Source organism: Streptomyces sp. NBC_01198 (assembly GCF_036010485.1).
Classification (GTDB): domain Bacteria; phylum Actinomycetota; class Actinomycetes; order Streptomycetales; family Streptomycetaceae; genus Actinacidiphila.
In genome coordinates this window covers 3,316,957-3,328,594 of record NZ_CP108568.1, presented here as the reverse complement: position 1 = coordinate 3,328,594, position 11,638 = coordinate 3,316,957, and the positions used below count along the sequence as shown (strand labels likewise).

The following is an 11,638-nucleotide window of genomic DNA, read 5'->3' as shown; positions in this document are numbered from 1 at the left end:
CCGCGGCGGCCCTCAGGCGGGCGGCCGTACCGCTGCCGCCCTGGGCGGCGACAGCCACTGCTTGAGCCGGCGGGCGGCGGGCTGCTCGATCAGCCGGTTGACGAGGTAGGCGGCGAGCAGCATCACCGCGACCAGGCCGACGAGCAGGACGTACGGCGGCATGAGGTCGTGGCTGTAGCGGATGACCTCCCAGCCGAGGTCCTCGTGGATCAGATACAGCGGGTAGGTGATCGAGCCCGCCACCGTGAGCCACTGCCAGTTGAACGCCTTGAGCCGGCCCAGCGCCACGGCGGTCACCAGCACGTAGAAGACCGTCATCACCCCCACCGAGATCGACCAGTACACATGGGTCTTGGCGACGTTGGACGCGCCGGCCGCGAGCCCGCTCATCTGGTGCAGCCCGTCGAGCCAGGAGGCGGCTATCAGCAGCCACGGTCCGGTGCGGTGGCCGAACCGGTACAGCAGATACATGGCGACACCGCCGATGAAGAACGGCGCGTAGACGGGGTCGGCGAGCACGGTCAGCAGGTCGTTGTCGGCGTGCTCGGCCACCAGGGCGGCGACCAGCCAGATGACGCAGAAGCTGACGACCCGCCGGTAGGTCGCGCCCATCACGGCGACGACCGCGAAGATCAGATAGAAGCGCAGCTCCGCCCACAGCGACCAGTACACGCCGTCGATGTTCGGAGTGCCCAGGCCCTGCTGGATCATGGTCGCGTTGGTCAGCACGTCGGTGAGCCGCGGATTCGACACGTCGGGGCTCAGCCACAGCATGGTCGACGTCGCGATCAGCGCGACCCAGTAGGCCGGGTAGAGGCGTATGAAACGTGACACCGCGAACTGCCGCGGGGTGCGCCCCCAGCAGGACATGCAGATCATGAACCCGCTGATCAGGAAGAACAGATACACCCCGAGCCAGCCGTAGACGGCGAAGCGGTGCGGCAGCGGGAAGATCTCCTGGTTGTCCCTGCCCCACGGATACGACCGGTTGTAGCCGAGGTAGTGGTAGGCGACCACCATCAGCGCGGCGACCAGCCGCAGCCCGTCGAGGACGTACAGCCGCCGCTTCGTGGGATGTCTCACCGGGGGCTCGGGGCTGGGGGACGCCTCGGGGCGGGGCCCGGGTATCTGCGGCGACCCCGGGCGGGGCTCGGAGATCTGCGGCGACCCCGGGCGGGATCCGGGCTCAGGCATCGGCACGGCTGCCTGCCGGGGGAGGATCCGATCCTCGTCCACGGGTGAAGTCATTCGGGGGTCCTGCCCGCTCGCCATGTCCGTACACGTGCCATCAAGCTATCGCACGTGCATGTGCGGCCCGGGGGGCGATCAGAGCCGCAGCACGACCAGGGCCGTGTCGTCGGTCGAGCCGGTCGGCGGGATCAGCTCGGTAAGCAGCAGGTCGGCCAGCGTCTCCGGGTCCGCCAGCGGGTGCCGGTGCAGCGTGGCCGCGAGCCGGGCCAGGCCCACGTCGATGTCCTCGCGGCGGCGCTCGATCAGGCCGTCGGTGTAGAGGACGAGGGTGGACCCCGGGTTGAATCCGACGCCTGCCTCCGGGCGGTCCTCGTGCTGCGGGCGCGCGCCGAGCGGCGGGTCGGTGGCCCCGTCGAGGAACTCCACCGTGCCGTCGAGGTGCAGCAGCGCGGCCGGCGGGTGCCCGGCGTTGCTGTAGGTGATGGTGCGGGCGGTCCAGTCGATGAAGGCCTTGACCACGGTGGTGGACTCGGCGCCCTCCACCGACCTGGCGTAGAGCCCCAGTGCGTTGAGCGCTTCCGCCGGACCCGAGGTGACCCGGGCGGCGGCGCTCAGCGCGCTCCTGAGCTGGCCCATCACGCAGGCCGCGGTCAGCCCGTGGCCGACGACGTCACCGACGGCGATCGCGATCCGGTCGCCGGGCAGGTCCACCAGGTCGTACCAGTCGCCGCACACGTTGAGCGCGCTGACCGCCGGCTGGTAGCGCACGGCCGCCCGGTGGCCGACCGGGCTGGGCGCGGGCAGCAGCGCCGCCTGGAGGGTGAGCGCGACCTCCCGCTCCCTGGCGTGCGCCTTGCGCATCCGCTCGTTGATCTCCTGCAGCTCGCGGGCCCGCATGTACACCTCGGCCTGCAGGCTGCTGTCGCCGTGCCCGCCGCTCCTGGTCCGCATGAAGGCGGTGACCTCCTCGACGCGGTGGACGATGAGGACGACCTCGCCGTCGCTGTCGAGGATCGGGGTGTTGATGGTGCTCCAGTACCGCTCCTCGTACGTGCCCGGGCGGTCGGACCGCTCGACGTCGTAGCGCTGGAGGGCGAGGCTGTCGCGCTCCCCGGTGGCGAGCACGTGCTCCAACGAGGCGCCGAGGGTGGTCGGGCCGTTCGCCGTGTGCGCCCTTTTCGGGCTGTCGGGGAAGACGTCGAAGATGTACTTGCCGAGGAGGTCGCCGAGGTGGTGGCCGGACAGGACCAGATACGCCTCGTTGGCGTCGGCGAACAGCAGGTCAGGGGTGAGTAGCGCGATACCGGCGGGCAGCTTGTTGTACACCGCCCGGTAGTCGATCTCCGGATCCGTCACGTGCAGCCCGCCCGCTCGCCTCGGTGCCGTCATTGCCGTACCCACCATCGGATCACAGGTGGCGGCGGCCCGCCCGCCGGAATACGGCGGGCGGGCGGGCGACGGCGCCGGCTGGGGTCAGAGCCGTTCGGGCGTGCGGATGCCGAGCAGGCCGAGGCCGTGGTGCAGGGTGCGGGCGGTCAGGTCGCACAGGAACAGCCGGTTCTCCACCTGGGCGGGCCCGCCCGCCGCGGTGAGCACCGGGCACTGCTCGTAGAAGGTGGTGAACAGCGAGGCGAGCTGGAAGAGATACGACGCCAGCCGGTGCGGCTCGTAGACCTCGGCGACCTCGGCGAGGGTGTCGCCGAACGCGTCCAGGTGCAGCCCGAGCGCCCGCTCGGCCGGCTCCAGCGCCAGCTCCGGGTGCGCCACCGCCCGCTGCCCTTCCGCGGCCTTGCGGAAGATCGACCGCGTCCTGGCGTAGGCGTACTGGATGTAGACGCTGGTGTCGCCGTTCAGCGACACCATCCGGTCCAGGTCGAAGACGTAGTCCCGGCCCAGCGACGTGGACAGGTCGGCGTACTTCACCGCGCCGATGCCGACCTGGGTGCCGTTGGCGGTGATCTCCTCCTCGGTCAGGCCGATCTTCTCGCCCTTCTCCCGGACCACCGCGGTGGCCCGCTGCACCGCCTCGTCCAGCAGGTCCTCCAGCCGGACGCTCTCGCCGGCCCGGGTCTTGAACGGCTTGCCGTCCTTGCCCAGCAGGGTGCCGAACGGCAGGTGCCTGGCGGTGACCCCGTCGGTCAGCCAGCCCGCCCGCCTGGCGGTCTCGAAGACCATGCGGAAGTGCAGCGACTGCCGCACGTCGACCACGTAGAGCAGGGTGTCGGCGTGCAGGTCACCGGTCCTGTTGCGGATCGCGGACAGGTCGGTGGCCGCGTAGCCGAAGCCGCCGTCGGTCTTCCTGACGATCAGCGGGACCGGCTCGCCGTCCTTGCCCTTGATGTCGTCGAAGAACACGCACAGTGCTCCGTTCGACCACACCGCCACGCCGGACTTCTCCAGCAGGTCGCAGGTCTCCACCAGCATGTCGTTGTAACCGGACTCGCCGACGATGTCCTGCTCGCGGATCTCGATGTCCAGCTTCCGGTAGACCGAGTCGAAGTAGATCTTCGACTCGTCCACGAACCGCTGCCACAGCGCGACCGTCTCCGGATCGCCGGCCTGCAGGTCCACCACCCGGCGCCTGGCCCGCTCCTTGAACTCCTCGTCGGACCTGAACAGCGCGCCCGACGCCTTGTAGAGCCGGTCGAGCCGGGACATCGACGCCTCGCCGGTGTCGCCCTCGTCCTCGCTGTGGTCCAGCTCGTGCGGGTGCTCGATCAGATACTGCACGAGCATGCCGAACTGGGTGCCCCAGTCGCCGATGTGGTGCCTGCGGACGACCTGCTCGCCGCCGAACTCCAGGATCTTCACGATCGCGTCGCCGATCACCGAGGACCGCAGGTGGCCGACGTGCATCTCCTTGGCCACATTCGGCTGGGCGTAGTCGACGACCGTGGTGCCCGGGTGCTCCTTGACCGGCACACCGAGCCGGTCGTCGGCGGCCCTGGCGGCGAGATTGCGGGTGATGGCGGCGTCGGCCACCGTGATGTTGAGGAAGCCGGGACCCGACACCTCGACGGCGGCGATCAGGCCGTCGTCGGCGCTGCCGCCGTCCGCTGCGTCGCTCCCGCCCTCGGGCAGCGCGGCGACCACCTCGGCCGCGAGCGCCTGCGGGTTGGTCTTCTGCCGCTTGGCAAGGCCGAGCACCCCGTTGGCCTGGAAGTCCGCCCGGTCGCTGCGTCGCAGCAGCGGGTCGGCGGCGGCGGCCGACGGCACGGCCGCCGCGAGGGCGGCCGAGACACGCTGCTGGAGCGAAGCGGAAAGGGAAGCGACCGAGACCATGGAGGTGCCGTTTCGTGTGTCGGGATCGTGGGCTTGCGGCACGTGGCCGCGCCACGGGCTGCGAACCTCCAGTCTCCCATGCGCGCCGGCCCCGGCGAGCGGGTTATCCACAGGGGGGCGGGCGGCGGCCCGGGTTGTCCACAGGGGTGGCCGGGCGCGGTCGCGGGTCTGGGAGACTGGAGCGGTCGGGGCACCGGTAGGAGCGGCCCCGCCGACCAGGAAGGAAGAGCCGTGGCTGGCAGCACCGAGACCGACTGGGTCTCCCGTTTCGCGGACGACGTCATCGCCGAGTCGGAGCGCCGCGCCCCCGGGAAACCCGTTGTCGTCGCGTCCGGGCTCAGCCCCTCAGGGCCGATCCACCTGGGCAATCTGCGCGAGGTCATGACCCCGCACCTGGTCGCGGACGAGATCAGGCGGCGCGGCCACCAGGTCAGGCACCTGATCTCCTGGGACGACTTCGACCGCTACCGCAAGGTGCCCAACGGTGTGGACGGCGTCGACCCCTCCTGGAGCGAGCACATCGGCAAGCCGCTGACCTCGGTGCCGGCCCCGGCCGGATCCCCGTATCCGAACTGGGCGGAGCACTTCAAGGCCCAGATGTCGGCGTCGCTGGCCGAGCTCGGCGTCGAGTACGACGGCATCAGCCAGACCGCGCAGTACACGTCGGGTGCCTACCGGGAGCAGATCCTGCACGCCATGCGGCACCGCGCCGACATCGACGCGATCCTGGCGCAGTACCGCACGAAGAAGGCCCGCGCCAAGCAGTCGCAGAAGCCGGTGGACGACGCGGAGCTGGCGGCCGAGCAGGGCTCGGGCGCGGCCGAGGAGGACGACGGCGGCGGCAGCGGCGCCGGGTACTTCCCGTACAAGCCGTACTGCGGGCAGTGCGGCAAGGACCTCACCACGGTCACCGCCTACGACGACGAGACGACCGAGCTGACGTACACGTGCGCCTGCGGGCACGGCGAGACGGTGCTGCTGAGCGAGTTCAACCGCGGCAAGCTGGTCTGGAAGGTCGACTGGCCGATGCGCTGGGCGTACGAAGGGGTCGTCTTCGAGCCGTCCGGGGTGGACCACTCCTCGCCCGGGTCGTCCTTCCAGGTCGGCGGGCAGATCGTCGGGCCGATCTTCGGCGGCCGGCAGCCCATCGGGCCGATGTACGCCTTCGTCGGCATCTCCGGGATGGCGAAGATGTCCTCGTCCAAGGGCGGGGTGCCGGTGCCGGCCGACGCGCTGCGGATCATGGAGCCGCAGATCCTGCGCTGGCTCTACGCCCGCCGCCGCCCCAACCAGTCCTTCAAGATCGCCTTCGACCAGGAGATCCAGCGGCTCTACGACGAGTGGGACGCGCTGACCCGCAAGGTCGGGGAGGGCACCGCGCTGCCCGGCGACGTGGCCGCGCACACCCGTGCGGCCGGCACCGCCGCCGGGGACCTGCCAGGTACGCCCAGGCCGCTGCCGTACCGGACGCTGGCCTCGGTGGCCGACATCACCGCCGGCGCCGAGCAGCAGACGCTGCGGATCCTCTCCGAGCTGGAACCGGACCGGCCGCTGGCCTCGCTCGACGAGGTGCGGCCGCGGCTGGACCGGGCCGAGGCGTGGATCTCCACCCAGGTGCCCGCCGAGCAGCGGACCGTGGTGCGGGCCGAGCCCGACGCGGCCCGCCTCGCCTCGCTGGACGACGGCGAGCGGGGCGCGCTGAAGCTGCTGGCCGACGGGCTCGGCTCGCACTGGTCGCTGGACGGCCTGACGACGCTGGTCTACGCGGTGCCGAAGGTGCAGGCCGGGCTGGCGCCGGACGCCAAGCCGACGCCCGAGCTCAAGGTCGCCCAGCGGTCGTTCTTCGCGCTGCTCTACGAGCTGCTGGTCGGCCGTGACACGGGCCCCCGGCTGCCGACACTGCTGCTTGCGGTCGGCCAGGACCGGGTGCGGGCACTGCTCGGCGCCGGCGGTTGACAGCCGCCGCGGTGGCCGGGCCGCCCTTCGCGGGCGGGCCCGGCCCCACCGGGCGGGCCGTCAGGGTGAGAGGCGGTTCAGGGCGTCGGGCAACGGCCCGGGTGGACGGTGTCCACCCGGGCCGTTCGCCGTCGTCCTCGCCGTGCCGCGGTCCTCGGCGGCGGGCCTACGGGATGTGTTCGGTGTCGGCCTCGGACTGGAAGCGGTAGCGCATGTCGCGGATGGACGCGACCAGGTGGCGCTCCTCGGGGGCGGTGCCGCCGTAGAGGCCGGGCAGATACCGGGCGAACTGCCGGGCGTTGGGGAAGTGGCCCTGCTCGCGTACGTACTGGCGGTACGCGGCGAAGTACGCCTCCTCCACCGACACGCCGTCGGGGATCTCAAGACCCGACTCGGGTACGGGCTCCGGCACGACCACCGGCTCCGGCACGATCTCCTGCACCGGCTGCGGCTGCGGCTGCGGCTGTTGCTGCTGCGGTTGCTGCAGCGGCGCCGGTGAGGGGATCTCCTCGGCGCGCGGGCCGGGGATCGTCCGGGCGTGGGTGCCGTTGACGCCGTTCGCACCGTTCAGGGGGGTGGCGCCGCCCAGCGGGCGGGTGCGGTTCGGCCCCGCCGGGACCCGTATCTGCCCGGCCGGCTCCGGCTCCGGCACCGGCTCGGGGACCACGCCCTGCTGCGCCTGGTACTGCTGCTGCTCCTGCAGGTAGCTCTGCTGGGCCGCGAACCACGGGCTGTTGTGCGGCGCGCCCTGCCACTGCTGCATCTGCAACTGCTGCTGGTCGTAGGCGTACCTGGGGTCGTACCGCGGGTCGTACCTGGGGTCGAAGTGCGGGTCGTAGCGCGGATCGTACGGGTGCCCGTAGACCTGCTCGGCGAACAGCGGCTCGGGCACGTCCACCGGCTCGGCGAGCTGCGCCGCCACGGCCTCGGCGGGCCCCTCGGCGGTCACCGCCGGCACCGGCGCCGTCACCGCGGGCGCCGCGGCCGGCTCCGGCGCCGCCGGCAACTCCTTGGCCGCCGCCTGCGGTTCGATGCCCGCCGCCGCCAGCCCGGCCTCCGCGGTCTCGGTCAGCGGGACGCCGTAACGGGCGAGGCGCAGCGGCATGATGGCCTCGACCGGTGCCTTGCGGCGCCACGCGACGCCGTAGCGGGCCCGCAGCCTGGCCCGGTACACCAGCCGGTCCTGCTCGCGCCTGATGACCTCCTCGTACGACCGCAGCTCCCACAGCTTCATCCGCCGCCACAGCCGGAAGGTCGGGAAGGGCGCGAGCAGCCAGCGGGTGAAGCGGACGCCCTCCATGTGCTTGTCGGCGGTGATGTCCGCGACCCGGCCGATCGCGTGCCGCGCGGCCTCCACCGACACCACGAAGAGCACCGGGATGATCGCGTGCATGCCCACGCCCAGCGGATCCGGCCAGGCCGCGGCGCCGTTGAAGGCGATCGTGGCGGCGGTCAGCAGCCACGCCGTCTGCCGCAGCAGCGGGAACGGTATGCGCAGCCACGTCAGCAGCAGGTCGAGTGCCAGCAGGACCACGATGCCCGCGTCGACGCCGATCGGGAAGACGTTCGCGAACCAGCCGAAGCCCTTGTCCAGCGCGAGGGAGCGCACCGCGGCATAGGAGCCGGCGAAACCGATGCCGGCGATCACCACGGCGCCGGCGACGACCACCCCGACCAATATCCGGTGTGTCCGGGTCAAACGTATCGCGGCCACCCGCGACCCCTCCTGCCGCTCGGCAACTGGCGGCCCCAGACTGCCATACCCGAACCCGGCTCCGGCGGCCACTCCGGTGGACAAACGCACGGATTGCCGATGGATTGCGGACGGGCGGGGCGCTGTTCGTTACGCGTTCGCCGCCGCGCCCGCCCGATCCGCGGGCCCCGGGGGCGCCGCCGGGCCGCCGGGCACGACCCGCCGCCGATGTCAGCCGTTGGCGCCGGCGACCGCCGCGACGGCGTCCTTGGCCGCCCGCTCGGCGCCGCTGCGTACCGCGGTCGCGGTCGGGTTCTTCTTGCCCTCCAGCCCGGCGCCGTTGTATTCGACGATCACCACGACGTTGCCGGTACGCGCCACGAGCGTGTCGTTCTGCGAGGTGACCTTGGCGGCGGTCGCCTTCTCCGTGACCGTGCCCGCCTGGTCGCCGACGCCCTGCACGGCCGACGTGGCGGCGCCGGGCGCCTTGCCGAGCCGGGCGAGCTGGTCGGTGAAACGGTCCTTGGCCTGCTGCTCCGCCGAGGCGGTCGGGGTGGAGGTGAAACGCTGCAGGGTTATCGACAGCCAGCGGTACTGGTAGCCGTCCGAACCGTTCCCGGTCCAGGAGCAGCCGGCCCGGTCCCGGGCGTCCACCGACCCCGCCGGGGTGCCGCCGGGGTTCTTCGCCTTCGGGACCAGCGCGGTGATGGTGGCCTTGCCCGCCGTCGCGCAGTCGCCCGGCAGCGTCGCGTACTTCGCCGGGGCGAGCGCCGGGGTCGTGGGGGTGCCGGCCGCGGAGCCGGTGCCGGAGCTGGCGGAGCTGGCCGCGTTGCCGGAGTCTCCGGAGCCCGAGCCGCCGCCCGAGGAGCAGCCGGCGAGCAGCATCGCGGGGACCGCCACCGCACAGGCGAGCAGCAGGGCCGGCCGCGGGGCGGTGCGTCGTCGTCGTTCCATGGGGTTCAGTCCTTGTGTCTCTGGCTGTGCGGACGCCCGGCCGGCTGTCCCGGGGGGTTCGGGCCGGTCGGCCCTCCACCCTAAGGGGTCCGCGCTGGGGGGCGTGCCGGGCGGCCGCGGCGGGCGATCGTGCCGGGTGATCGTGCCGGGCGGCCCTCAGCCCTCGACCTTGTGCTCCAGCAGGTCGGCCACCTTCCGGGCACCCGCCTGCAGGTCGGCGCTCACCGGCGCCGGGGCGGCGGACGGCGAGGACTGCTCGTAGTGGATGCTCACCACGACGTTCGCGGTGCGGAAGACCAGCGTCACATCGCGGCGGGCGGCGCCCTTCGGTTTCGAGGGCACGTCGTTGATGAACGCCGCGTCCCCCACGTCCGTCAGCCGCCGCGGCGACAGGTCGGTGCTGCTGCCGTCCGAACCGGCCGGCGAGGTGGCGCCGTTGCCCGGCGTGGTGGCCGGGGGGCTCGTGGTCGGCGAGCTGCCCGGCAGCGGGAGCGGGGGGATCGACGCGGCAGCAGCCAGGTCGTCGAAGTCCGACCGCGCCTCGACCTCGTCGCTCACCGCCGGGTCGTACGACACGACCCGCTCCAGGTCGATGGCCAGCGTCCTGCTCCGCCCGTCGGGGTCCGTCGCCCGCCAACTGCACCCGACCCGGCGCTCGGTGTCGTACGTCAGCGACTCCGTGCCGGAGTAGTCGACGCCGCCGGGTACCAGTGCCTTGAGCGTGTCCTGGTCGACCGTGGCACACGGCTGCGGCAGCGTCTTGTACTTCCCGGGCGGCGCCGGGGAGATGGTGCCCCCGCCGGGCAACGCCTCGGACTTGCCGTCGTTCCCCGCGTCGTCCGCGCCGCCGCCCGTACAGGCGCCGAGCGCGCCGACCGCGACCACCAGCACCAGTGCGCCGAGCGCGACCTGCGGCCTTCGCCTTGACCGCGCTGGGCGGAGCCCTTGCCTCACGTGCCGCCTCTCGATCGGAATGCGCCCGGATTGCGCCGGATTCTGCCGGACGGTGTACGCCGGCGGACCCGCCGCGGTAATTCCTTGGCGCGCATGAGCGAACCCTGGACACAATGTCTACCGCACGCCTCGCCGAAACCGCCCGCTGGGGTTGGTTTATCGGGCGACGCGCTCGCTTATTCGACGAATCCGGCGATTGTGCCGATTCACCTCATTCATCCCTGAAAGTCGATGTGCCGGGGGGCAGTCATGTCGTACACCGAAGTGCCCGGCGTCCGGGTACCGATCCGCATGTGGGCCGACCCGTCCACCGTCGAGGGCGGCGCGATGCAGCAGCTCCGCAACGTCTCGACGCTGCCCTGGATCAAGGGCCTCGCCGTGATGCCCGACGTCCACTACGGCAAGGGCGCCACGGTCGGCTCGGTCATCGCCATGCACGGCGCCGTCTGCCCGGCCGCGGTCGGCGTCGACATCGGCTGCGGCATGAGCGCGGTGAAGACCTCGCTGACCGCGAACGACCTCCCCGGCGACCTGTCCCGCCTGCGCGCCAGGATCGAACAGGCCATCCCGGTCGGCCGCGGCCTGCACCGCGACCCGCTCGACCCGGGCCGCTTCCTCGGCCAGTCGACCGCGGGCTGGGACGACTTCTGGGCCCGCTTCGACGGGGTGGCGGGCGAGGTGCGGTTCCGCCGCGAGCGGGCCGCGCAGCAGATGGGGACGCTGGGGTCGGGAAATCACTTTGTCGAGGTTTGCCTCGATGAGTCGGGTGATGTCTGGCTGATGCTGCACTCCGGCTCCCGGAACATCGGGAAGGAGCTGGCCGACTTCCACATCGGCCAGGCACAGCGGCTCCCGCACAACCAGGGCCTGGTCGACCGGGACCTCGCGGTCTTCATCGCGGAGACCCCGCAGATGGCCGCATACCGCAACGACCTCTTCTGGGCGCAGGAATACGCCAAGCGCAACCGGGCCCTGATGATGGGACTGTTGCAGGACGTCGTCCGCAAGGAGTTCAAGAAGGCCAGAGCCACCTTCGACCAGGTGATCTCCTGCCACCACAACTACGTGGCCGAGGAGCGCTACGACGGGATGGACCTGCTGGTCACCCGCAAGGGCGCGATCCGCGCCGGCGCTGGTGACTACGGCATCATCCCCGGCTCCATGGGCACGGGTTCCTACATCGTCCGGGGCCTCGGCAACACGGCGGCCTTCAACTCGGCCTCCCACGGCGCCGGCCGCCGGATGAGCCGCAGCGCGGCGAAGAAGCGCTTCACCACCCGCGACCTGGAGGACCAGACCCGCGGCGTCGAGTGCCGCAAGGACTCGGGCGTGGTGGACGAGATCCCTGGCGCGTACAAGTCCATCGACACCGTGATGAGCCAGCAGCGCGACCTGGTCGAGGTGGTGGCCAAGCTGAAGCAGGTCGTCTGCGTCAAGGGCTGAGCCAAGGGCTGAACCCCTCACCGGGCGGCGGTGCCGCCGCCCGGTGAGTGGCCGCAGGACGCGGCGGCTCCGCCGCGGAAGCGGTGGAGTGTCGTCGCTTCCGTTGACGCACTGGTGAGGCCGTGTTATTCAACTGGGGCGCACCCTTTGGACTAGACCATCCTC

At 72.0% G+C, this 11,638-nt stretch carries 8 protein-coding genes; 2 read left to right on the top strand and 6 right to left on the bottom strand.

Going from position 1 to position 11,638, the window contains the following annotated elements; translation table 11 throughout:
* Nucleotides 1-12: 12 nt before the first annotated feature.
* The 3 genes from OG702_RS14850 to argS form a co-directional block, all read right to left on the bottom strand.
* Entirely contained in the window at nucleotides 13-1,083 is a 1,071-nt protein-coding gene (locus OG702_RS14850; RefSeq protein WP_327289356.1) for an acyltransferase family protein, read from the bottom strand.
* A 243-nt stretch (nucleotides 1,084-1,326) separates the two neighbouring features.
* A complete protein-coding gene (locus OG702_RS14845; RefSeq protein ID WP_327293233.1) occupies nucleotides 1,327-2,547 on the bottom strand; it encodes a PP2C family protein-serine/threonine phosphatase in 1,221 nt (406 codons plus the stop codon).
* Between the two features lie 117 nt (nucleotides 2,548-2,664).
* Nucleotides 2,665-4,473: an arginine--tRNA ligase gene (gene argS / locus OG702_RS14840; protein ID WP_327289355.1), complete on the bottom strand. Its 1,809-nt coding sequence runs from the start codon at nucleotides 4,471-4,473 to the stop codon at nucleotides 2,665-2,667.
* A gap of 231 nt (nucleotides 4,474-4,704) precedes the next feature.
* Here argS and lysS point away from each other — a divergent pair, with 231 nt between their 5' ends.
* On the top strand, nucleotides 4,705-6,429 hold the full coding sequence (gene lysS / locus OG702_RS14835) for a lysine--tRNA ligase (RefSeq protein ID WP_327289354.1): 1,725 nt from the start codon (nucleotides 4,705-4,707) through the stop codon (nucleotides 6,427-6,429).
* A 166-nt stretch (nucleotides 6,430-6,595) separates the two neighbouring features.
* Here lysS and OG702_RS14830 read toward each other — a convergent pair whose 3' ends face one another.
* The 3 genes from OG702_RS14830 to OG702_RS14820 form a co-directional block, all read right to left on the bottom strand.
* On the bottom strand, nucleotides 6,596-8,143 hold the full coding sequence (locus tag OG702_RS14830; RefSeq protein ID WP_327289353.1) for a DUF2637 domain-containing protein: 1,548 nt from the start codon (nucleotides 8,141-8,143) through the stop codon (nucleotides 6,596-6,598).
* A gap of 210 nt (nucleotides 8,144-8,353) precedes the next feature.
* Nucleotides 8,354-9,076 carry a DUF3558 domain-containing protein gene (locus OG702_RS14825; protein WP_327289352.1) on the bottom strand — a complete coding sequence of 241 codons (723 nt, stop codon included), beginning with the start codon at nucleotides 9,074-9,076 and terminating at the stop codon, nucleotides 8,354-8,356.
* Between the two features lie 156 nt (nucleotides 9,077-9,232).
* Complete coding sequence (locus OG702_RS14820; protein WP_327289351.1) at nucleotides 9,233-10,030, bottom strand: hypothetical protein; 798 nt, start codon at nucleotides 10,028-10,030, stop codon at nucleotides 9,233-9,235.
* A 249-nt stretch (nucleotides 10,031-10,279) separates the two neighbouring features.
* Between OG702_RS14820 and OG702_RS14815 the strand changes: the two genes are divergently transcribed.
* On the top strand, nucleotides 10,280-11,473 hold the full coding sequence (locus OG702_RS14815; RefSeq protein ID WP_327289350.1) for an RtcB family protein: 1,194 nt from the start codon (nucleotides 10,280-10,282) through the stop codon (nucleotides 11,471-11,473).
* Nucleotides 11,474-11,638: the final 165 nt, after the last annotated feature.